The following is a 23998-nucleotide window of genomic DNA, read 5'->3' on the forward strand; positions in this document are numbered from 1 at the left end:
TGAATAACGACAATGTTGGACCGTATTACTAGTTTGTATAATGATCCGCGGTCTCAAAAATCTGTTGATCAATAATATTTTTAAAGAAGAAATTGACAGTCCCATATTTAGATCACATCCCAATCTATAAATCAAATGATCATCACTTAATAAGGGAAAATGTTTATTAACATCTTGGATGTCTTGTTGAGGAGACTGACACTCATCACTTAAATGCAGCATGTCTTGAATTATCAAACGAACGAAGAAAAGGACTTCGGGAATATTTTTTTTAAGCATTTTCTGATAAGGTATTTGATTACATTTGTATTTGCTCTCCGATTATTTCAACCCTATCCCAACTCTAAATTTCACGGGTTGGCCATTTGGTACCTGTTGACGCCACAGGAAGTCATAAAGCAATTGAACGTTATTGGTATATTTACCCACCGCTATTTTTTTGGTAACGCCAAGTAATGCGCTATGTTGCCAAACCGTAACGTTATCATGCAATTCCCGTAGACTTTTAAAGGATTGCATATAGTTCATTTCCACTCCTCCGCTGGCCCACCATCCTCCCTTTATCTTATAATCGAGATAGCTTCGCAATCCAAAGCCTTCATGGCTGATGTGAATGTCTTTTACAGGAGCGCCCCAACCCATTTTATAGGACAATCCAACCCCAATGACACTTTTATCATTTAGTTTATAGCCGAGAGTTGCGGCTATGTCGGTAGCTGCCGGAAGAAAAGTAGTGGCTCCTGCTGACTGGATATTAAACCCAGGTTGCAAGCGTTGTAAAAAGGTTTTAGTATGCTGTGTATTCGGCTTGAAATCTGGTTATTCAATATTACTGCTATTGCCAATATTGCTCAGTTTATTTCGTAACTGATCCACCTGGCCTTGCGCAGCACTAATATTTTGTTGCAACGGGTTGGCGACTGCATTTGTGGCGTTTGAGGGTGTTGATAAGGCAGATCCTGCTCTTTCTTGTAACAGTTGCTGCACTTGGGTTCTTGTTTGTAATCCTGGAATACTATTCGCAGAAGCCTCTCCTACACTTCCACCAGAGGGCGATGGAAACAACTCGGAGAGATAGCTATTGTGTTGCAAAAACTTTTGAAAAGCTGGAAGCTGACGAAGTGTTGACAGTGCTTTTTCTTCGAGTTTCTGTTGGTCATTAAAAATGCCTTTATATTCTTCTATTTGTTGTCGATAGTAATAGGCTTGATTTTTCAAGTTGGCTATCTCCTTGGTCATTCCAAATTTTTCGAGCTGTGCAGTTAACAACTCCTTTCTTTGCTTGAGATAAGCTTCGATCTGTTCTGCTGAATAAAAATTTCCTTCAAGCTTTTGCAAATCCCCACTTACTCGCTTAACATTATCAATTTGGGTAGAATTGATAAGATTACCCTGAGTTAAAAACTTTGACGCGGTTTGCAAACTATCCAGTTTGGGAATATAGTTCGATATCCTCTTACCATTGAGAGGATTATTTACGAGCTGTTTTAGTCTTTCTAATTCTTGTTGTGATTTCGCGAAGGTTTGATATGCCGCAGTACTGTCTTTTTTTGCAAGTTTTCGCTGAAGTCTACTTTCGAGTCTTTGTTGCTTACAAAGCTCGTTGGCTAAAAACTTATTTATTCGATTATTTAAGGAGGAGTATTTTTCATCAATTACAGAGAGAGATTTATTGGATATACCTTCGATGCTTAAATCATTTGATGAAGCAACTTGCGCCTTTATCTGCTGAAAATTAACGACAACCAAAACTGCAAACATGAATTTACCGGCAATTTCCCGGGCAGGTACATTTAGGGTTGATTTCATAAAGAAGGTTTAACGGGCAAATACAGAACGGTTACATTTTATGAACTAAAATATTATTCTGACGCACATATACAATCGTAGCTCTAATGTATTTTTCATTTTTAAATCTTGCAAGTGCCTAGTAACAGAAAAGAAATTTATTTCTGGCTTGAACCGTAAAATCCGAAGTAACTAAACAATAACTTCTTATGAAGTTTTCACTGTTAAAAGAAAATTGAACCATGCTTTTCTTTAACGGGAAAATTTGATCTGTAAAGGATCTACAATTTCGTTAGAGAATTCTTCGATTGCATTTTCAAACAATTAAACCGTCGAAAAACAGCGACCGGGCTAAGATGATTAACATACGTTAATCATTAGTTAACGCAATATTCAAACGATTGCACAACTTATCGGCAGAAAACTTATAATCAGATCAACTTATTACTAAGACTAAATAAGAAAACCTGTAAAACATCTTGTGTTGAGATTTGATATAGTATAGCCCTGATTAACGACTTAAAGAAGCAGATAAAAAAACACCGCGTTATAACTTCGGTAAAACTTATGCTGAACTGAACTCGATAGACTATGCTAAGGATATTCTCTTATCTCAACAATTTTCTAAAAGTGTGTGACACACTTTAACCTAAGTTCTCTATTGGAGGACGGATCACTATTCGGTTGTTTCAATTACCGAGACTCTACGATTTACTCGTGATTATTTTTCAATGACGCTAATTGCATTGTCCAAGAAGCCAATTAATACATTTATGTTTCCTTGCCCATTAAGCCATAGTAAAGTATCATTGTATTTAGTACAATGAATTTTCAGCGATTCTATTGGAATATCAGCGATTTCTAATAAAACGCTGCTCAACAAATAGCGGCATAATCTACCCCTCAATATACCACCATTGAGGCTAGTGACTAATTATTTGGCGTGCCTGTCAAATGAACAATATCGCAAACAAAGTCTACCTGATATTGTCTGGGCATGCGAGGCATGATTGTCAAGTATGAAATAATAGTTAAATGCAAAGCCACTAGAAATACCATCGTTGACGACTGCCACCAGGTTACTGGTGATTGATACCGCGGATAACAAAACCAATCTAAAAACACTCCGTCATACACAATAATCGAAGGCCGATAGCCAACAGATAACACGAGATATTATCAGGATAAAAGTTGTTGATTCAAGGAGTATGTGGAACGGTAAGCGCTACAAGTAAATTCAACTAATCCATTTGCTATCGAATTAAAACAAAAGGGCCGGACGGCCCTTAGTGATTAAATTTTCAATTAGAATTTGATGAACTTTTTAACAGCGCTTGCAGATTTACCATCTACCATTATCTGCATATAGTAAACACCTTGAGGAAGTTTGGAAACGTCCAGTTGTTGTTGGAAGTCGGAAGTGCGTTTATCGTAGTTCGCTGTCATTTGCACTTTGCCGGTAGCGTCAAATATTGCAATCTGCACTTTTCCGGTAAGTGTATTATTCAACAATAGCTTGTCTGATTCGCGTACCGGATTTGGATACAGCAATGCAGAGCCCCATTTGCACAAAGATCACCTCTAAGTGTTCCCACCAGCAACTGATTGGGAACAACAGTTTCGCTGTTGGATGGTATTACCGTAAACTGTTACAAAATCGGCAGATGAGAATCCTGGGTCATCTGTTACAACCATCACAAATCTGTAAACACCACGCGCTGGCCCTGAAACTGTTGGGAACATGGTATTTCCGCTTATAATGGTTGCAGTTGAAGTTCCGAATACCTGTTCCCATTTGAACGTTGCGATGTGACCTTCGAGATCGAAAGAACCTGCACCACTCAAGTATGTCCAAGAGTCAGATGTAACAAAGTCGAATCTTGCTTTGCTACAGGAGGAAAATCTGTTGTCACAATCACATGTATGAGCACAGAGTCTTGACCGCCCCTGTTATCTGTTACAACCAGTTTCACCCATGAATCACCAACGTTCATGACTCTTAACCACAGTTCCCGTTGTAGGATTGATTAGATTTAAAGGTTTGTCCGAGATAGTCCATTTGTATGAAACAACAGTGCCGTCAGTATCATAAGATTGAGTTGTATTGATATCGGCTTCACTTTTTGGTACTGTGATGAAGAACTGTGTGAATTCCCACTCAGCGCCTACAATCAATGCAGCCCCATACTTAAAAAAGAAATTTTCCTAGAATAGCGGCATTCAATTTTTTTCCACAGTTGCAAACCTTCTGTTCTCACAAGCTGTTGAATATTTTACGACAATCATTCCTCTGAAAGCACTAAATGTCCCTATTTAACAATTGAAGCGTCCCAATTATTCGTCCCAAGTGAGTAACACAAACTTTTAAAACCGAAATAATTTATCTGTAGGTTACAATGTTGCTACTCTCAGACTTGTGCTTCGAGTGCTACCACAACCCCACTTCACTCACAATTCACTTCCTCGGAGTGATTTCGCATCCTTGTCACCCTGAAAATCAATGCACGAATCCATTGAATACTAGTAAAGTTTACGTGATCCCTTTTGAAAAGCATATTTCTTGGATGTTTAAACGCTTATTGTATGAAGAAAACTTTCCTGCAAAATGGCAGACGCTATTATGCACTGCTTATACTTTTCATTGCACTTATAACTAACAGCGCCACCGGGCAGCTTACTCAATTCACGGCATCTACATCTGCACAGCCAATTAATATTTGCGGCCCTGCGGCAACATTTACAGTCTTAATGAATCCTGGTACCACTGCTTCCACCACCAATAAATTGACCATTACGCTACCTGTCGGATTATCATATGTGGCGGGTTCTGCCGGGATTGACAATGGTGCCAACATTAGCAGCATTGGCGGCACAGCCACAGCACCTGTATTCAATGTCCCGACCTTACCTGCATCCAGTGCCACGACGTTAAGTTTTAACGTGGTGGCCAATTGTAGCTATGGCGGTGGTTCATCGTTCGCCGCATCAATAACTACCGCCAATATTGGTAGCAGCTCAACCAATAGTTCTAATATTAATGCAAATGCTGCGGTATTTATCATTAATGCAATAACCAACCAAAATTTTAATGGTGCTTTGTTAACCAGCTACAGCCGGGCAATTACGATAACGAATACCGGAGGCGGCTATGTAGACACTTTATTATTTAAGGACACTGTAGGCAATGCACGTACAGCTACAAGCCTCACAGGTCCAGCCGGTTCTGTAATAACTTTGGTGAGTAAAGTAGCGATCAACAGTGGCAATGACACTGCGTATGTCTGGAAAATAACCAATTTAACTGGTGTTGGAGACGGAGATTCTCATTTTGAGAACAGTGAAAGTTTTACCGTAACTCAAAACCTTACCATTGTAAAATGCACCAATACCAGTGACCGCATGTCCACTGAATTAAATTGTACTGGCAACAATGCCTGCAATCAAGGCAAAGCAACAGGCGGCGTGACGATTCCCACTGTATCCCAACCCAATATCTCCATCACAGTAGATAATTATTCCTCATCACCCTACTACCCGTGTGTAGATGGCTCTACGCCCGTTACGCAAAGCTTCGTAATAAAAAACACCGCTGGACCGGCCTATAATGTACACATCGTAATAGGAACCGCGGATGCCAGTGGAGTAGGATTTGCGGAATCATTTGGCACGACATGGATTGACCCGTCTACTTTGCAAATCAAAACCAATACTGGAAGTTTTCAGACCGTAGCGTCTGACAGCACCCGCACCATTACCGGCGCCGCTCTTTCTTCCATGTGCGCATTTGGGAAAACACGTCTTGTGAGAATAACCGTTCCAGTATTAAATGCCAACGATTCGGTACGGGTGAAATTTAATGTGTATGCCTGCCTGTTCAATTTTACATCGTGCGTATCAACCGTAAATCTGGCCAAAGCACCAGTAATTACACAGATAGGATACTCCGCTTCCTGTGCAAGTGCTGAAGCCAAATCTGCCATTACCCAACTTCTGGCTATACAATCCGAAAGCACCACCGTGATAAAGGCAAGCGGCCTTAGCAGCATTTTCCCCAATGAAAATTATACATTGGTGTATACAAATAGCACTTCCTCATTTACAGCTACTCAGTTTCCAACGGCAACAACGGTTTTTAGTTATGAAGTAAAATTACCAGCATTTTTAAGTTTATCGCGTCTTACTTCGAATGTTGATCTTGTACCTAAAACGGGGTCGATTTCACATCCGGTAACCATTACACAGCTAGCGGCCACTTCATCGGATACTACCTGGGAGATCACTTTCCGGTCCACCCCCATTAGTGCAACTAATTTGAGCGGAACGCTTTTATACTTAAAAAACCTTGTATCAACTTCGTGTATCGCAAATACCGGTGTAACGTATGCGCCGGTGAATATAAAGTTTAAAATAAGAGGTGCGGAAACTTCCTGCTATCCCTACGAGTACTTAAGTTGCCTGAATGATACATTAGCGTTCAGCTGTCCGGCTAATTGTGTCAGGGGAGGTTTGTCCGGTGAACGATTTAACTTTACCCGCACCAACTATGGTCTCGCGGATTCCAACAATGATGGCATTCCGGATGGAACATTGGATATGAGCAAAGTGCGCACAGATCTTCTTATCAAGGGAGACACAGCGGCGGCGACAATTTCTGCCAATGTGGTAGCTGGTGCCAACGATTTTATCTATGGTTATTTTGAGCCCAATACCAGCAGCTTTTCATTCGCGGACAACAGCTTACAAATAATCGATGCCGGCTTATCCATTTATCGGGGCGGAAGCCTGTTGGGCACCTGTAATAATTTGCCACTTACAAAAACCCAAAAGAATCAGTGGCGCATGGATTTTAGTATTTCCAAAATAAGCACATGTATTGCCGGTTATTCGAAATTTGAAGATGGCGACTCTCTTGTCGCTCAAATGAGGTATTATAACGATTATGGAATACTTACTTCACCTCTCGCAACTGTGTCCGCAAACATAATGGGGGATTTTTATTTGAGTAACATCGCCAATCCTGTTGCAGCCGCAGATAAATATGCCTGCGATACCAGTTATGCCAGCCTGCAGATACTACCGGTTTATTATACGGAGGTCGTAAATGCAGCAACCGGCAATGGATGTGACACCATAGTCGTATCCAGCAACCACTACTTTAGCGTTGGACCATGTTGCAGCAATTACAACAATCTGCAGTTCTGGTTCGAATACCGGCCTGTTGCAGCTTTTGACAGAATTGTAATAGGGATACCTTCTAATTTGAAATGGGCGGGCAAAGCAACAATCACTGCTTTGACTAACCAGCCAGGCATTTTTCCGCTTGACATCAGCGGCTACGCTACAGTGTATGCTGATAGTGTCGTTTTTAATATCCGGCAACTGTATGCAGATAATGGAGGTCCGCTGCGAATTAACGACGAAGGGTTTGTTGGCACTGTTCAAACAAAATTCTTGCCTTTGTGTGCAACTGGACAAACAACTACCAAGCTCAGTTATCAAACCTATTTCAAAGGAATAAGTTCAACTGCCTATAATTCTGCGGCTGTTATCGTACCTATCCAACCTATTATTACTGTCAATGCTCCTGCGATAAATATTGCCACTTCGCCCCAGACAATCACGGTAACAGGCAATACAGCAGTGTGGGATCTGCAGATCAGTAATACTTCTTCATTGGCAGCCGCTAACTTCACTTGGCTCGCACAAAATATCGGGGGTACAACTTTTATCCAAAAACTTGAAAAACTTAGCGGCGTTAATGGCACAGTGATCGCTCTTGTAACTCCTGCAAACGGCATCTACCAGCTTGGTGACTTCGACAAGGCCACCAATACATACTACCGGTTAACGGTAGGTTATGCCAACTGTATAAAAGATACTATTAACCTGAAATATGGATACAGTTGCTTTGGATATCCTTCGTCGCTCAGTGCCTCTCTATGTAGCTTTAGCGCCCTACCACTTTACATCGTATCTCAACAGGCTCAATTGCAGTTCCAGGTACAGGTACAACCAACAGGACCGCAAACACTTTGTACGGATACGGTCTATCGTGTTAAGCTCACCAATGTGCAGCCAGGTACAGTGTATGGCCCCACCATTCAAAGTAATTTGCCTGCCAGTGGTTTTATTATTGAACCGGGCACCAGCCAGGTGGAATATCCCAGGAATACTTTTACCAACATTGCAGACCCCGTGCTTGTGAACGGGTCGTACAAATGGGATATAGCGGCATCTATCCCATCCCTGGCGGCTACCGGTATGGTTGGCAACGATTCGCTAAAACTTACTTTTAAAGGACAAGCTAAAGATTGCAGCTTCACTAGCGGAGACTATCTCACCTTCCAGGGTTCAGGTGTTACGGGATGCGGAACATCTATCTCAACACTAAAAACTTCCAGCAATCCATTTATTTTAGTTGGGGATCCCCTTACAAGCGTCAATAACTTCAAGCTTCGCAAAACAGTGGACAACTCCAATATACTTGCATGCGCCGGCCAAAGTTTTACCTACACCTATGTCGCAGTAAACAATGGTCCCAACGTAAGTGATGTTAGCCGTGAAGCGGTGGAAATTGAAGTGCCGAGCTGGCTGACGATCAGCAACTTTACACCCTCTTCAAATGGAGGCACTGCACCGGATAATGGTTCTATGCGGCAACAAAATACGGGCAGCATAACCATCTATTCGTGGACAATGCCGGCTAATGTCGCAGTTGGTGATTCAGTGAAGTTTAGTGTGCTGTTTACCGTTAACAATACAGTTCCGACAACGATTGGTTGTACACCCGAAAATGTTGAACTGCGTGACATGGTCGTTAATTCATTTTCTACTCCTGCCACCTGTGTACCAGGAGGATTATGTCAAAGCGCCACCATTAAAGGATCAGATACAATTAGCCTTTCTATACAAAAATACCAGGCAAAAGCTGCATCCCTGCAAATCAGCGCTGGTAACACCGCAACTCTTACAATCACTAATACGGGCGCCATTGCCATACCTGCGGGTACATTGCAATATTCGCTGTACGCAGACATGAATAGCAACGGTGTTTATGATGCGGCAGACAATGTGCTGCTGGCAGGCCCACTGGTGGTAGATATGGCGTTATCTCCTGCGGCTGTAGATAGCTTCGCGAAAGTGATCAACCTCACTCCTATCCCTGTCGATGCTTCGGGTAAATCTGTCTTGCTGGTAGTAAAACAAGGCTCTTGCAATTGTGAAAGCTGGAGACCTTCTCAAATAAATTCTGTACCGTTGCCTGTTGAATTATTAAGCTTTACAGTAACGAATATCAATTGTGAAAATACAATTAACTGGACTACCATTAAAGAACAAAACATCGTCAGCTATAGTGTGGAACGTAGTGTCAACGGTCGTAATTACGAGAGCGTAGCTGTGCTTCAGCCTGCGGGTTCTTATGAATTGCAGCACAGTTATAACTTTAGCGATAATCACATAACCAATGACGCCGTCTATTATTATCGCTTACGAACAAACGACGCAGACGGAAAATATAGTATTGGTACAACGGTATCAGTTAATGTGAAAAGTTGTAATGATGGAACAAATATTGTAACGATTTTTCCTAACCCGTTACGAAGCGGTGCACAAATGTTATCAGTAGAGATGAATAGCCTGCATACCGGTAGTTATCAATTACGTCTGTATGATATGTATGGTCGTGTTGTAAATCAACACCTGCTCTCAGTTTCTACAAGTACGGGCATTTTAAAAAACTTGATAAATGTTAAAGATTTATCAGCTGGAGTTTATATTGTTCAACTTATAAAAACCGACAATACCTTTAGTTATCAGAAGAAGGTGATTATACAATAAAAGAGTTGTATAAATAGATTGGCAAATGACAGCATACCTGAATTGAAATTTCAAATGTCACAATATCAGGTTTAGCTATAATGCTTTTACCAGAATTTGCTTGTTTTACCTAGTCGTACGGACATACGAACTGATAAACTTGGTCTTACAATTATACTCTTTAAAAAATCCTTAAAAGTACTCTAGTGGATTTGACTCACAAATGGCACATCACAAAGTTTCTGCTTTAGACGCCTTTAGTATGAACAATATTGGTATATCCTGCTTTATTTGCGAGTATTTTTTTTGAATAAATTCGTTTTGTACCGAACTCGAAATGACAATTTCTATATAGTTCGTCTGTTTTTTTTATTTGTTTAGTTTCGTTAGTGATGGAACAGTTAAATACCTTCAATTCTATTTGGCAATCAGGATCATCAGCCACCATCCCACGAAGTCACCACTGGAATGTGCTGAAATTCTCGAAGGACGATGATGGATACAAATATAAATACGAAGGCGGGAGCTTTATACTTAGGATGATTTTAAGGAAAAAAACGATGATAGATGTCACAGGGAGCCAAGAAGATATAGACAGTTCGAACGAATTTAGGATATGGTGCGATGAAAAAAACCGTCCAAAAATTATCAAAGCCTTTAATCATTTACCCAAACTCTTTGGGGCGCCGGCTCCTTTAACATTTTGAGCACGCTAATGAAGTATTCAGTAAAGACTCAAGTTTAAAAAGTACGAGCCTAGCGCAATAACACAGAAAATTTCTTTAGCCGTGAAACAATGCTATTCAGTAAACTTAAACAGTATAGCCCCGATAAACAGCAGCGGCCAGCATTTCTAATTGTCCCTTTTGACTCTCATTTTATTTTTGAAACGGCCGGTGGCATCCACCTTCCGTCCAACACTTCTTCTTTTGGCCAGTAAGTACGCAAGTAAAGGGAAAATTCACCTTTTTCCACTGCCGGCAACCAGTTCGATTCGTACTCTTTCGCCGGCGGTGCAGACTGGACATAAATCGTTAAGGATCCATCACTATTGGTCTTCATTGATTTATTCTTGGTTCCCAATGAATACCGGTTTAAATTGTTTAGTTCAAAAAAATGATGTTGATTATACAATGTGAGTGACCAAAATCCATTAACCGGTGGCATATTTTCTTTTGTAAATGTTATTTCGTATTTGTTGGCACTATTTAACCTTATACCCGCTGAATCACGATCCTGGTAAAAATATTTTGCCTCTTTTTCCTTATTCACCAGGATATTCGATTTAGCAGTAGCAGTCCGTGTAAAGTAATCGGTGCCAAATGCAGCACCATTGTTAATGGTACTCCAATAAAAAGGCAATTGTCGTCCAAAATTTCGGAACTCAAACAGTGGTTTAATCACCTGCGCTTCAACCTCTGCTGCTGCTTCTATCATGGCCTTTTTTATAGCCGGATCTTTTCTCGCGGCAGCAATCACAGCCAGGACCTGTGCATAGCGGGCCTCTTCACCAGGCATGGGAGGAGCGTCCGCAAGAACGATGGGCAATTCATCAAAGAATTTATCAGGAAACACCCAAGACATTTCCTGGTTACCCATCGACGCTGCTGGAAGTGTTTTCACATTTTTCCAATCTTTTTTCTTCATTTTCCCATCAAAATCTGATAAAGGATACATTACTACTGATTGCAAAACGGGCTGAATGGCCGCGCGATCTTCCGGCGTATCATCCATAAAAATCCTGGGACCAACAATGCCGGTATTGCTGCTGGACCGAAAAACTTTTGCAATGCCACCGGGAACTTTTCCATTCCAATTTGGTCCTACAAGCAAATAAAATCCAGGCTTTGTATCATACATCTGGCCAAGCTGTACAAATCCATCGGTACGAAGATCAACGATCTGGTACACCCAGAAACGCTTACCAAAATCAGGAACTTGTATTACCACAGGTGACAGGTCCAATGCCAAAGCACCGATACCATACACGACGTCCTGGTTCGGACATGCGATAGCCCTTTCAGTGGGTATGACATAATCTGTAAGTAACCCAAATTGATTGAGTGGCGCTTGTATCAAAGGGCCAGACATTACAATTTCTTTCACTTGCGAAAATGCGAGGCGCCGGTTGTAAATATTTACCATCGGCCAGGCCCAGAAATAGGCATCCTTCGCGACTAACCTGGCATATTCTACGGTAATTTTAGTAGTGGAATCCGGGCTGGGTGGCAGCACCCGTGAGGTTTGATTTGGAGTTGAGCTATCAGCTATAGTGGCCGCGGTGGTCGTAGCTTGTTTATTTGAGTTTTGATTGCAGGAACACATGATTACCGGCAATACAATCAGGAGGATTTTTTTATACATCTAAAAGATTTTATTTAGTGAGCGTTGCCTATTACCTTATTTTTTTTATGATCTTGTACACGTCAAGGATGGTTTGCGATTATGTACTTTGTCAATGACCTATTTCTCTTTTTCAATATCTCCAAGTTTCCAGGTTTTTTCAAACAATGCTTTTTCTGGTCCGTATAATCTAAATAACACTTCAAATTGCCCTTTGGGATCTGTTGGCACCCAATTAGACTGTTTGCCAGCAGGTGATTGCGGAGCAAAATAAACATCCACGGAACCATCCGTGTTTTTCTGAACCGTTTTATCGTTGGAGGCGCAACTGGCACGCGAAAGGTTCTTAATTAATGCGTGTGTTTGGCGGTCATATACGGTGGCTGACCAATACTGCTTCGTAGGCACATTGGCAGGCACATGAAGACGATAGATCTCGGCACCGCTGAGTGCATTGCCGTCTTTGTCCTTGCCGGCTATAAGATAAATCTGTGCAGTACCCAAACGCTTTATTCCGACATAACCAATTGCATAAGTCAAACTGCGCGCATCCACTGGATAAATGTCAGTTTCAGTATACCCTGACGACCCCGCTTTCACGAGCTCCGGCATAGCCGGCACTGCCCAATGCGCATCGCTATTAAGCGGTGGAAAACCTGCATCATACATTACTTCGATATAATCATGGGCTGCTTTTGCAGCAGCGTTTAGGATATCGTTGGTTTTAGTATCCGGATTAAATTGTTTACCTTTTTCTATGCCGATGGTTTTTAATAAATCAATCATCGCCTTATCGCGGGTAAGCCAGGGCTGGCTTTGCACAATGCGGTCAAGCGAACGAAAAAACTTCACATCATATTGAATAGTGGCATCATATAATACATCGCTCGCATCGGTAAACTTCGTTTCTGAGGGGTTACCCGCCTTTGATAAGGGGTAAACTTTGAGTTGTTTACCATAGTTGACAGCTTTGGCCACATCTGCATCATTATGGCTGGGCAGATTGGAACGCAATAGCGCATATCCTTCATAAGTATCCGCGGCCAATACAATGTACCCGGAAGGTGGCTTCTGCTGATATCCCGGAGGCAGGATAAGGTATTTTCCGCCTGCCCCTTTATCTGCGCCATAAGGTCCCGCGTCTTCTAATGGCATTTGAAACACATTGTCTATATTACCAGCAAATGATGAAACGCCGTCTGCAGGTGGAACACTGATCACCAGCGGTCCTGCATCCTTTGTATTAAAAAATATCATGAAATAAATCGCATCAGGATTAGGCGTGAGCGTTTGATTGTGCCAATCAACTGGTCTGGACCAATAAACAATCTCGTTTTGTTTGCCAGCTGTCTTTGTTAACATTTCCTGGAGCATCAGGTCATAGTTTACTGCCGGCATTCCCCAAATAACGGCTTGCAGTGCACGCTGATACATCATTTGCTCCTTGATATTTGCAGGTATAAAAGACGTTGTAGTTAAAGTATCTGCGTTTCCCTTCGTTTGTTTGGATTCGGTTGAGGATTGATTGCAGGCAATCATAATTATAACGAAAAGTGAGAAAATTATGCTTTTATACATTATCTGGATTTTTGTTCTTATTTATCTGAAGTTGTGTGTGTGGACAAATAACGTCTAGTAAAATTGTAAACTAAACATTTGTCAAACTTTCAGATTTGTAAACAATTTGGCCGACAAAATGTTTACGAAAAAAAATTGAATATCTTCTGAGCGGGAGCTGCAACCGACAGCCATTCTCCAGCAGATTAGTCAAACCTACTTTCTGGTTCTTCGATGCACAATGCACAAAATAAGTAACAGTAATATCCACGATTTGTTCAATTACAGACGCTCTCCAGTCAGCACCCCCATGTGTGGTTTGATGTTAGCTTTTTCAAACCATTCATTTGATCCTTAAACTTCCGCATGAATTGTGGAACAGATAGTAAGTATTATAACAATGGAAACGAAGTAATAAGGGGAGTTTTTTTTGCCTTCGGTCACAGGCACGAAAAGGAAATAGAATTGAATTATGCAACAAAGTTATGCATGTTATTTACTTCACGTCTTTATAGCATAAAACCACGTTAGACGAGTATCTTAATAGTACTAAGAATTTAAATTGGCCGTCCCGCTTCAACCCCTCATTTTTTTTGATCAACTACGATATACGACAATAATATACAACATAAGATTGCGACCAAGCAAAAAATAATGGCGTTGCGAGGACGGTTAAAGGAAACACTCATTTGTGCATCTACACACATTTTGCCTCTTGCGCCTTTCTTGGTAGTGATCAGTATTACGCCTGCTGTACCCCGGGAGCCGTAGATAGCTGTGGAGTAAGCGTCTTTCAGCACCTCAACGGAAAGGTTGATAAGTTAACCCCACCAATTAAAAGTTAAAACAATTTATATAGTCCAATAAAATATCTATTCTTTTGATGTCAACACAAAGTCTCACATACTTGAAACTTTTGATAAGATGACACAACTATTCGTTGTTCCCTATATTCTTCTGTGCATAAATTTTTACAATGTTGTTGACGGTGGTGTCGGCGGAGATGTAGCGTAGACATAAATTTCCGGTTTACCATTTCTATCAAAAGTAATTCCGCTTATGTCGAATTTATTGCGTACCTTACTCTAGATTTTTCTCAGGATACGATTTAAGATTCAAACAACAGGCTATCAGCTCTGTCTCTTTCTCTATTCTCCGCAAAGTTTTAAGCAATCAATTCTTCAAGCCCTGCAGGCATGGTTGAAATCTTAACGAACAAACCACGACTTTAATTTAATTAACAACATTCTTTCAATTTTTATTATGACAAAGAAATTATTATTAACCTTCACTGGTTTATTATTTATCTGTGCATCTATATCTGCTCAAAAGGCAAACACGGACTCTCTCTCTTTTCAAAAGGCTAATACAGATTCTCTCTCTTTGGTTTCTAAAATCAGCGAAGATCAACTGAAGCTGGGTAAACTTCAAAACCAGGTTGAGCAAAAAACAAAAAACAAACAAGATGCCTCACAACAGGCTCAAAAATCTGCAGATGCAAATACCACAGCAGCAGGTAAACTAAGCGATCACCCGGAAGACAAGAAGTTGGCCCGAACTGCAAATAACAATGCAGGTAGTGCCAAGTCAGATTCAAAAACCGCAAGGAAAGAATCAAGTTCATTGGATAAACTAAATGTGGACATCCAGGATCTGAAAAACAAGATTGCCGCTAATCAGGTGAAATTAGATAAGTTTGTAAAACCGGAATTGCTAGATAAGCCGTGAGTTAATTGCGTCTCTACAAACAGGCAAAAATGACAGAGATCAGAATTTACGTGATAAAGTAACATTCAGTTTAACATAAACTTGTTATCAATAACTTTCCAGAAAACGATTCTATTTTTATAGGAGCATTCAGTTTGGAAAGTTATTTTTTGGTATTTAATGCTTCAAACGGCGGACAATCCAACACATTTGTGCAATAGAAAAATTTATGAGCAGGATGCCTTTTACGGAGCATTTACTCAATTTACCGCGGTACGCTTTTTTATGAACGCAATACGCAGGCATCCCCGTTAACTAATAAGCCTACCTTACATTATGTTCCCGAAAGATGTTTTATGATGGAGAATTTCAAAGTGATTATATTAATCATGGCAGTGCTGATCGGGTTATCTGCTTTCATTGATAAAATCAAGCTCCCCTATCCTGTGTTGCTTGTACTGGCAGGATTAATAATTGCTTTTATTCCGGGAGTACCCCGCATTATACTCAATCCTGATGTTATTTTTGTGGTCATCCTGCCTCCTTTGTTGTATGATGCAGCGTCGCGTACTTCCTGGAAAGACTTCAAAGCCAATATACGCCCAATCTCTGCGCTGGGCGTTAATCTCGTGTTCTTTACGGTTCTTGCAGTTGCCATAACCGCTTATTATTTTATTCCCGCTTTTAACTGGCCTGCGGCTTTTTTACTGGGTGCCATCATTGCTCCGCCAGATGCGGTCGCTGCAACTGGCATACTCAAAGGCCTTTCATTGAATAAGCAGGTATCTGCCATTTTAGAAGGCGAAAGCCTGGTAAATGACGCAGCTGCGTTGATCGCCTATCGTTATGCGCTGATTGCTGTTCTTACAGGAAGTTTTGTACTGTGGCAGGCGGCGCTGCAATTTATATTTGTAGCTGCTGGTGGTATTTTAATCGGAGGACTTATCGGTTACATCATTACCCGGATACATAATAAAATTCATGAGCAACCTATTGTTGAAACTTGCTTTACACTCCTCACGCCGTTTGTCGTCTATTATGCAGCCGAACAGATAGGCGCATCGGGCATACTTTCGGTGGTAAGCGCGGGACTTGTTGTTTCGGTGCGTTCATCCGAAGTTTTCTCCTACGATATGCGCCTACAAACTACTTACGTGTGGGATACGATCATGTTTTTGCTCAATGGATTTGTCTTTATCTCTATCGGGCTTCAGTTACCGGTTATATTGCAGGAACTTAATTACTACTCATGGCACACGCTTCTTTTGTATAGCTCGTTAATTAGTGTTGTAACCATCGGTGTGCGCATTGGATGGGTTTTTTCCGGCGCCTATTTTGCGCGTCTTTTTAAGTGGAAAAAGACAGGGCATGAGTTGGGTTCTTCCGAAACAGATCATGACGATACATGGAAAAATGTAATGATCGTAGCGTGGACCGGCACCAGAGGCGTTCTATCCATGGCCGCAGCCCTTGCTTTGCCATTGACACTGTACAGCGGAAAACCATTTCCCGAACGCGCCCTGATTGTGTTCCTTTGCTTTGTGGTCATTTTTGTAACACTGGTGATACAAGGATTTTCCCTGCCGTTGCTTGTCCGGTGGCTTAATATAAAAAACACTGAAGAAGATAAAGAAGAACGACAAATACAATTGTATCTAATCAAGAATACGCTGCATTACATAGATCACGAATATCCCGTCCCATTGGAGGAATCAGTTAAGGCGTTACTGAAAAAAGAATTTGAACAAACAGCAACAAGACTGATGAGTGAGATCCGGGCACATACCTGGAATGAAACCGGAGGAAAACGGGTAGCCGTCAGGGTCTTGACACCTTTGCAACAAGCGCGTATAGCCATCGGAGGTTTTCAGAGAGACTTGCTGTTAAAATTACACAAAGACGGAAAAGTAAGTACCGCCGCTCTTAAAGAAGTAGAACGTGATTTGGATATAGAGGAACTAAATTTGAATCAGCAACTTCCGTCAAAGGAAGACCAACCTGAAAATTAAGAGTGCTAAATATTTTCTTTCATGCATCAACAAATTCAAGTGGCAACGTTAACAATTCAGCAATGCGATCCATTCAGTAATAATAGCAAACCGTGTCATAAAATACTTTAACCAAAGTTTTTAAATGACGATGTCAAATACTGGCAAAAAGAGCCTAACTTTATAGAGCGGAAATAAGTTCTCCATCATTTAGTTTTGATCAGTTTTAATTCTTACACAATTTTTCCTCCTCTTTGCTTTTTGCTGCAGTCAACTTAAACAAGCCTTACTTACTATTCCCATCACTAACTACGTTATAAGAACAAGTAGCAAATAAGAAGGGTAAAATATATACATCTCCTCAGGCTATTACTCAATACTACATTGCATTTACCATCTGTGAAGCAGCATGGCAACAGCATGCGGTTTGACCAGGGATAAAAGAAAGATAATTCCTGTAACAAATCTCAAATGGCTCATTAATATTTTATAAGAACTTATGGCATTTATCGATAAAATTCTGCGCAAGCCGTCTTATGGATGGCAGAATGAAAATCAAGAATTGATTGTTCCCACCAAAGCACAACTATTCAACGAAACACTTTCCCGATTGAATATTTTTAAATCGCGTAAAAACTGGATATCGTTACAGACCATCGTTATGATTGTTTGTATGGTGCCCTTTCTATTTCTTTTTATTACACAATATTTTTCATGGCAGCTTATGATTGTTGTGGTGCTTTATAGTGTAATCGTCATGGGAACGCATGGCACCATTTGGTTTCACCGTTATTGCACACATAAAGCTTATAAGTTCAGTCATCCTCTGTGGCGTTTCTTAACGCAGCACATGGTTGTTAAAACACTTGCTGAGGAAATTTATGTTGTATCACATCATGTACATCACTCTACATCTGATCAGCCGGGCGATCCTTATAATTCCAGAGGGGGCTTGTGGTATTGCATGCTGGCAGAGTTTAATCATCAGCGGGTATCTCCTGATCTTTCCGAAGAAGAGTTTTCAAAAGTCACACGCTTTATGCAGCATACCGGAGTAAAGCTTAATTCATTTAAGCAATATCGTAAATGGGGTTCTGTTGGCCATCCGCTTTATACAATCGCATCCTGGCTACTCAACTGGATTTTTTGGTACACCCTTCTCTACTTTATAGGTGGCAATGCTTTGGCCTGTGCTATTTTTAGCAGCACTTTGCTGTGGTTTATTTTTGTTCGTGCATTTAACTATACCGGTCATGCAAAAGGAAAAGAAAAGCATATTGATGGTTTGGATTTTGACAGAAGCAATCTGTCCGTTAATCAAACCAGGCCAGGTATTTTTACAGGAGAGTGGCACAACAATCATCACCTGTATCCCGGCAGCGCCCGGGCCGGATTTTTATCTTATCAAATAGATCCTGCCTGGATCTTTATTTTCTGTATGTACAAAGTTGGCGTCGTTTCTTCCTTTCATGATTCAAAAAAAGAATTCCTGAAAAAATATGTATTGACAACCAATAAAATATAAATTTCGAATCAACCCGTTACTTAAGAGCAATTTGAGTATGGTATGCTCTTATTGTAAAGCAAGGAGGTCGCTATTAGCCAATGGGCAAACAAACCTTTCGAGGAGTTCTATTTACATGAAACCGCCTCCCGGAAATGCTTTTTTTCATCCTACATTCAACCCTGGAAAGTACCGGCCTGTTGTAATTACATCAATGCACATTAATCTATTACGACAGCCTGTTATTCACAGATTTGGGCAAATTGTATCTCAAAATCAAAGTCCTCCTGAATGCTTGAAATGGAACAGAAAGGAACTACATTTGAATAGTAGACAATAGAGTCCCGAGAATTGTTTTTGTTTGCATAAAGAACAGTTAGTGAAGGCTATTGCAAAATCTAAAAGCAGTGCTATTGATGTAAAAGTTGAATGAGCGTATCCGATAATCCATGCCATGCACTTTGTTGATAATAGTTTTAACAATGGCTGTTTCTCCATGATATTATTATTGTTATTTACCCCTCGATAAAAACCGCTGAATTTGACGTTGTAGCTACGGTCTGGTATGATTATTAACGCACACATGTAATTAGCCTACTGAAAAACTTTATAATGTCCGAAAAAAGGTTAGATAAAAATAAAACAAAGCAATTGTCCTCAAATGGATTCCCCGTTGTAGGCGTTGGTGCATCCGCCGGAGGATTGGAGGCATTTAAAAAATTAGTAAAAGCCATTCCCGAAACTTCAGGCATGGCCTATATTTTAGTACAACACCTGGAGCCTACACACGAAAGTATATTAACAGAGCTGTTGCAAAAGATCTCTTCCATACCCATCTATGAGATTACAAATAATGTACGTGTAGAGCCAGACCGGATTTACATTATACCTTCCAATAAGTTACTCACGGCAACAGATGGCATACTCCAGCTAAGCCCGAGACCAGCTAAAACTGAAAAGAATATGCCTATTGATGTATTCTTTACATCGCTTGCTGAAATTCATGGCAGCCAAGCCATAGGCATTGTGTTGTCCGGCACTGCCACAGACGGTACCGTAGGGCTTAAAGCTATTAAAGAGCAAGGCGGTATCACCATTGCCCAAGATCCAAAATCTGCGGCTTATAATGGCATGCCGCAAAATGCCATCGATGCGGACGTTGTAGATTTCGTGTTTGCCCCCGAAGAAATTCCCTTGCAGTTGACAAGGCTTGTCCGGTCATTTCAGCCTGACTTTACCAGCGGCGGAGATGCCTTTCGCCAATTGCTGGCCATTCTTCAGGCACGGAGAGGTGCCGATTTTACCTATTATAAACAAACCACTATCCGCAGACGCATCATCCGTAGAATGGGATTGAATAACGTGGAAAATATTGTTGACTACGTCTCTTTTGTCAAAGAAAATATACAAGAGCAGGATTTGTTGTACCAGGATCTGTTGATCCCGGTTACCAGTTTTTTTCGCGACACAAAAACGTTTGATTTTCTCTGCGACACAATATTTCCGGTTCTCTTAAGAAACAAAGCGGAAGCCGCTCCTTTACGCATCTGGGTTGCCGGATGCTCCACCGGAGAAGAGGTTTATTCAATGGCTATCTGCCTGTATGAGTACTTTAAAGACAAAGCCATTGAGGATAAAATCCAAATTTTCGCCACTGATATTTCTGAAAAAGCCATAGGTAAGGCAAGGACCGGAACGTATTCGCAAAATGAAATCACAGGCCTGACCTCTGCCCGCTTGCAAAAGTATTTTACCAAATGGAAGGGCAATTTTCAAATAGACAAATCCATAAGGGATATGTGCGTGTTTGCCTGTCACAACTTTCTGAAGGACCCGCCATTTGCAAGAATAGATCTGATCAGTTGCAGGAACGTGCTTATCTACATGGAACCTTCTTTGCAAAAAAGAGCACTCACAACGTTCCATTATGCAATAAAAGATAACGGGTATCTGCTCCTTGGAAAATCTGAATCTGTAAGCCCTGCGTCCGATCTGTTTGCCATTTTCGGTATAAATGAAAAAGCATATATCAGAAAGCCGGCCGCAGGAAAATACTTAAATATCCTTACATACAATTCAGCATTTAAGAAAAGCAATATTGCTGCTAAAAATGAATTTGTTCAGGAAGACTTTCAAAAAAGTGCCGATGACATTTTACTTTCCAGGTATACTCCCGCAGGTGTGGTGATTAATGACCAAATGGAAATAGTGCAATTCAGAGGAGCAACTGGCAACTGGCTCGAACCCTCTTCCGGCAAACCAACGCTGAATCTTTTAAAAATGGCACGGGAAGGATTAGCTTTTGAATTGAGGAACGCATTGCACAAAGTAAAAGCAAGCGAAATACCCATTGTCAAGGAAAATATTCCCATGCAGTTCATAGGAAAAACGCTATGGGTAACTATTGAAGTGGTACCCTTATTAAACACTGCTGAACCTTATTTTCTGATTCTCTTCAAAGAAAGCATGTTTCCTCGCGAGCCATCCAATGCAGGTTCAACACTCGGTCCGTCTGCAGATACTGAGCAGCAAAGCGCTGAAGCTTTGCATATTCAAAGACTGTAAATGGAACTTGCCCAGGCACGCGAAGATATGAGAAGCATCACGGAAGACCAGGAAGCTGTAAATGAAGAACTGCAAAGTGCGAATGAAGAACTCCTTTCAGGCAGTGAAGAACTCCAAAGTTTAAATGAGGAGCTACAATCGACAAAAGAAGAAATACAAAGTACTAACGAAGAACTTACTATTTTAAACCAGGAACTTTTTGATCGTAACGAACAATTGAATATCGCGAGGCTATATGCTGAATCAATTATAGCCACTATCAGAGAACCGCTCATTGTGTTGGACAAGAATATGCATGTGAAAACAGCCAACAGGTCATACTATCAGAAGTTTAGAACAACTGAAGATGAAACGGAAGGCAAGTCATTTTATGAACTGGAGGAAGGACAATGGAATATCCCCTACTTAAGATCTATGCTGGAGACCGTTTTATTGGAAGGAAAAGAAATGAAGGATTTTGAAATCAGGCAGGTCTTTAAGTATTCAGGTGAAAGGGTCATGCTATTGAATGCCACACAAGTTTTTAGAAAAATAGACACTGAGCAATTGATTTTAGTGGTTATTGAAGATGTGACAGAGATAAAAAAACAGGAGGCCGAGTTAAAAAAATTCACACTTGAATTGGAAGAGAAGGTAGAAGAAAGAACCCATGATCTAAAAAACTCCAATGAATCACTAAAACATTCAAACGAGAACTTACAGCAATATGCATCCATAGCGTCTCATGATCTACAGGAGCCATTGCGGAAGATCAGGGCGTTTGCCAGTCTCCTCAATCAACGTTACAGTGATGATATAAAAGATGAAGCAAAACAACTACTCAATAAAATCGGTTTGTCAGCGGAACGTATGTCCACCCTTATTACGGATGTGCTCAGCTATTCAAAAATAGTTGAGTCGAAGCCCGTTTTTGAACAGACAGATCTGAATAAAGTTATAGAGGATGTTATAGCTGATTTTGATTTATTGATCTTCGAGAAGAATGCTACAATAACACACGACAAACTGCCCGTACTTGATGCGATGCCCTTACAGATAAACCAACTTTTTTATAACTTATTAAGCAACGCCTTAAAATTTTCTGTCCCCGCGGTTACTCCAGTTATAAGCCTTACTTCAACCGCTTTGTCAGAAGCGGGCATAGAAAAATATCCTGATTTAAATAGCAAGGTGCCGCATGTAGAAATTATTTTTAAAGACAATGGTATTGGCTTTGACCAAAAATTCTCAGAGCAGATATTTTTGATTTTTCAACGACTAAATTCCCGTGAACAATTTGAAGGAACAGGAATCGGTTTGGCCCTATGCAAAAAAATTGTGGTGCTTCACCATGGCGAGATATATGCAGAAGCCAAAGAGGGAGAAGGAACAATTTTTCATATTATCCTTCCTTTAAAACAATTAAGCTGACTGCCTGCACCAATTGATAACAATGATGATCCGAAATGTCGTCATTGCTAACATATTCATTTTATAGAATTGGGATGCAGGCACCTGTCCCAATAATCGAGTATGCTTTTTACCAGTTCTTCGAAAGTATTTACAGTTGATGGCTTTTGAAAGTAGCCCTGAACCGTAAGCTCGTAAGCTTTTCTTATCTCCCCCGGATTGCGACTGGTTGTCAAAAAAATAAAAGGAATAGATTTTTGCCGAAGGTATTCGTTTTCAGAAATCCGTTTGGATAATTCAAGCCCGCTCATTACCGGCATATTGATGTCACAAAAAATAACAAAAGGCTGTTCTGACGTTTGCAGAAAATAATCCAATGCCAATTGGCCATTTGCAAAAAATCTGTAAATACTTCTGGGAGCGATATTATCAATAATATGCCGAAGCAAATCACAATCATCCTGATCATCATCTATAATTATGATGGGGCCTTTTTTCAATGTGTGCGTTTCACTCACTTTAATTAGAAGTAGAAATTAGAAATAATTTTACACTTATCAAAGTTCTCTAACGTAGGAAGTACGCATATTATACCGTAAGTCGTCTTTTTTGCATCAGTTGTAAATCCATGGCACAGCATTTACAGACTATATATAAAACAAATAAATGGCAACACCATCAAAAAAGACAGCGACGAAAAAAACACCCAATACTAATAATGTATCAATGATTACCAGAACAGAGCCTGCTCTGGAAGAATTGTTTGTAGATGAGATAAAAGACATTTACTGGGCAGAGAAGAAACTAGTGAAAGCAATACCTAAAATGCAAAAAGCAGCAAGTTCTGAAGAATTGAGAACAGCTTTTGCAACCCACCTTGAGCAAACAAAAGAACATGTAAGCCGCCTGGAACAGGTATTTGAATTGCTCGGCGTGAAGGCGCAGGCTAAAAAATGCGACGCCATGGAAGGGCTCACTATGGAAGGCGAAAGCATTATTGAAGATACTGAAGATGGAACATCAACAAGGGATGTGGGATTAATTCTTGCGGGGCAGAAAGTAGAACATTATGAAATTGCTACTTATGGAGCGCTCAGACAAATAGCTATGGTGCTCGGAAAAGAGGATGTAGCCGAGATACTGAGCACTACACTTGAAGAGGAAAAAGAAGCAGACAGTTTGTTAAGTTCTATTGCAGAGAACAGCATCAATTATGAGGCATCTACAGAGGAATAAGTTTAAGCAAAGATAAACTGAGGCAACTACGGTTGCCTTTTTTTGTGTCTTATATGTGCTCTTTCTTCCTCAGCCTTTCCTCACTTGCATTTATCTCAGCACC

The 23998-nt window shown here is 40.6% G+C and carries 14 protein-coding genes and 1 pseudogene; 7 read left to right on the top strand and 8 right to left on the bottom strand.

Going from position 1 to position 23998, the window contains the following annotated elements; translation table 11 throughout:
• Positions 1-321: 321 nt before the first annotated feature.
• The 4 genes and pseudogenes from KTO63_RS17830 to KTO63_RS17845 form a co-directional block, all read right to left on the bottom strand.
• On the bottom strand, positions 322-771 hold the full coding sequence (locus tag KTO63_RS17830; protein WP_217792874.1) for a hypothetical protein: 450 nt from the start codon (positions 769-771) through the stop codon (positions 322-324).
• Between the two features lie 48 nt (positions 772-819).
• The gene (locus KTO63_RS17835) at positions 820-1809 is read right to left on the bottom strand and encodes a hypothetical protein (RefSeq protein WP_217792876.1); all 990 of its coding nucleotides are present in this window, start codon (positions 1807-1809) and stop codon (positions 820-822) included.
• A gap of 1284 nt (positions 1810-3093) precedes the next feature.
• Entirely contained in the window at positions 3094-3339 is a 246-nt protein-coding gene (locus tag KTO63_RS17840) for a T9SS type A sorting domain-containing protein (protein ID WP_217792878.1), read from the bottom strand.
• Between the two features lie 30 nt (positions 3340-3369).
• A pseudogene (locus KTO63_RS17845) lies at positions 3370-3645 on the bottom strand (PKD domain-containing protein); the annotation flags it as partial.
• Positions 3646-4371: 726 nt separating this feature from the next.
• On the opposite strand from KTO63_RS17845, the gene KTO63_RS17850 reads away from it, so the two are divergent.
• Positions 4372-9627 carry a T9SS type A sorting domain-containing protein gene (locus KTO63_RS17850; RefSeq protein ID WP_217792880.1) on the top strand — a complete coding sequence of 1752 codons (5256 nt, stop codon included), beginning with the start codon at positions 4372-4374 and terminating at the stop codon, positions 9625-9627.
• Between the two features lie 852 nt (positions 9628-10479).
• On the opposite strand, the gene KTO63_RS17855 is transcribed toward KTO63_RS17850, so the two are convergent.
• From KTO63_RS17855 to KTO63_RS17865, 3 genes are all read right to left on the bottom strand, one after another.
• On the bottom strand, positions 10480-11970 hold the full coding sequence (locus KTO63_RS17855) for a DUF1254 domain-containing protein (RefSeq protein WP_217792881.1): 1491 nt from the start codon (positions 11968-11970) through the stop codon (positions 10480-10482).
• A 99-nt stretch (positions 11971-12069) separates the two neighbouring features.
• Positions 12070-13527 carry a DUF1254 domain-containing protein gene (locus tag KTO63_RS17860; RefSeq protein WP_217792882.1) on the bottom strand — a complete coding sequence of 486 codons (1458 nt, stop codon included), beginning with the start codon at positions 13525-13527 and terminating at the stop codon, positions 12070-12072.
• 563 nt (positions 13528-14090) lie between these two features.
• Entirely contained in the window at positions 14091-14306 is a 216-nt protein-coding gene (locus KTO63_RS17865) for a hypothetical protein (protein ID WP_317195783.1), read from the bottom strand.
• A gap of 463 nt (positions 14307-14769) precedes the next feature.
• Between KTO63_RS17865 and KTO63_RS17870 the strand changes: the two genes are divergently transcribed.
• The 5 genes from KTO63_RS17870 (at position 14770) to KTO63_RS17890 (ending at position 22680) form a co-directional block, all read left to right on the top strand.
• Positions 14770-15234, top strand: coding sequence for a hypothetical protein (locus tag KTO63_RS17870; protein WP_217792883.1), 465 nt, complete (start codon positions 14770-14772; stop codon positions 15232-15234).
• A gap of 335 nt (positions 15235-15569) precedes the next feature.
• Positions 15570-17222, top strand: a complete 1653-nt coding sequence (locus KTO63_RS17875) for a Na+/H+ antiporter (protein ID WP_232373234.1) — start codon at positions 15570-15572, stop codon at positions 17220-17222.
• Positions 17223-17700: 478 nt separating this feature from the next.
• Complete coding sequence (locus KTO63_RS17880) at positions 17701-18726, top strand: fatty acid desaturase (protein WP_217792884.1); 1026 nt, start codon at positions 17701-17703, stop codon at positions 18724-18726.
• A 591-nt stretch (positions 18727-19317) separates the two neighbouring features.
• On the top strand, positions 19318-21270 hold the full coding sequence (locus KTO63_RS17885) for a CheR family methyltransferase (protein ID WP_217792886.1): 1953 nt from the start codon (positions 19318-19320) through the stop codon (positions 21268-21270).
• On the top strand, positions 21271-22680 hold the full coding sequence (locus tag KTO63_RS17890; protein ID WP_217792887.1) for a sensor histidine kinase: 1410 nt from the start codon (positions 21271-21273) through the stop codon (positions 22678-22680). It begins immediately after the preceding gene.
• Between the two features lie 56 nt (positions 22681-22736).
• Here KTO63_RS17890 and KTO63_RS17895 read toward each other — a convergent pair whose 3' ends face one another.
• On the bottom strand, positions 22737-23159 hold the full coding sequence (locus KTO63_RS17895) for a response regulator (RefSeq protein WP_217792888.1): 423 nt from the start codon (positions 23157-23159) through the stop codon (positions 22737-22739).
• A gap of 226 nt (positions 23160-23385) precedes the next feature.
• Here KTO63_RS17895 and KTO63_RS17900 point away from each other — a divergent pair, with 226 nt between their 5' ends.
• Positions 23386-23895: a YciE/YciF ferroxidase family protein gene (locus KTO63_RS17900; protein ID WP_232373235.1), complete on the top strand. Its 510-nt coding sequence runs from the start codon at positions 23386-23388 to the stop codon at positions 23893-23895.
• Positions 23896-23998: the final 103 nt, after the last annotated feature.

Origin of the sequence: Pinibacter aurantiacus (assembly GCF_019130065.1) — a bacterium.
GTDB lineage: Bacteria > Bacteroidota > Bacteroidia > Chitinophagales > Chitinophagaceae > Pinibacter > Pinibacter aurantiacus.

What these genes read in the sequence shown, in the direction of transcription:
- KTO63_RS17835 (WP_217792876.1), bottom strand. Translation starts at nt 1,809, where the DNA reads ATGAAATCAACCCTAAATGTACCTGCCCGGGAAATTGCCGGTAAATTC.
- KTO63_RS17850 (WP_217792880.1), top strand. Translation starts at nt 4,372, where the DNA reads ATGAAGAAAACTTTCCTGCAAAATGGCAGACGCTATTATGCACTGCTT.
- KTO63_RS17855 (WP_217792881.1), bottom strand. Translation starts at nt 11,970, where the DNA reads ATGTATAAAAAAATCCTCCTGATTGTATTGCCGGTAATCATGTGTTCC.
- KTO63_RS17860 (WP_217792882.1), bottom strand. Translation starts at nt 13,527, where the DNA reads ATGTATAAAAGCATAATTTTCTCACTTTTCGTTATAATTATGATTGCC.
- KTO63_RS17870 (WP_217792883.1), top strand. Translation starts at nt 14,770, where the DNA reads ATGACAAAGAAATTATTATTAACCTTCACTGGTTTATTATTTATCTGT.
- KTO63_RS17875 (WP_232373234.1), top strand. Translation starts at nt 15,570, where the DNA reads ATGATGGAGAATTTCAAAGTGATTATATTAATCATGGCAGTGCTGATC.
- KTO63_RS17880 (WP_217792884.1), top strand. Translation starts at nt 17,701, where the DNA reads ATGGCATTTATCGATAAAATTCTGCGCAAGCCGTCTTATGGATGGCAG.
- KTO63_RS17885 (WP_217792886.1), top strand. Translation starts at nt 19,318, where the DNA reads ATGTCCGAAAAAAGGTTAGATAAAAATAAAACAAAGCAATTGTCCTCA.
- KTO63_RS17890 (WP_217792887.1), top strand. Translation starts at nt 21,271, where the DNA reads ATGGAACTTGCCCAGGCACGCGAAGATATGAGAAGCATCACGGAAGAC.
- KTO63_RS17900 (WP_232373235.1), top strand. Translation starts at nt 23,386, where the DNA reads ATGATTACCAGAACAGAGCCTGCTCTGGAAGAATTGTTTGTAGATGAG.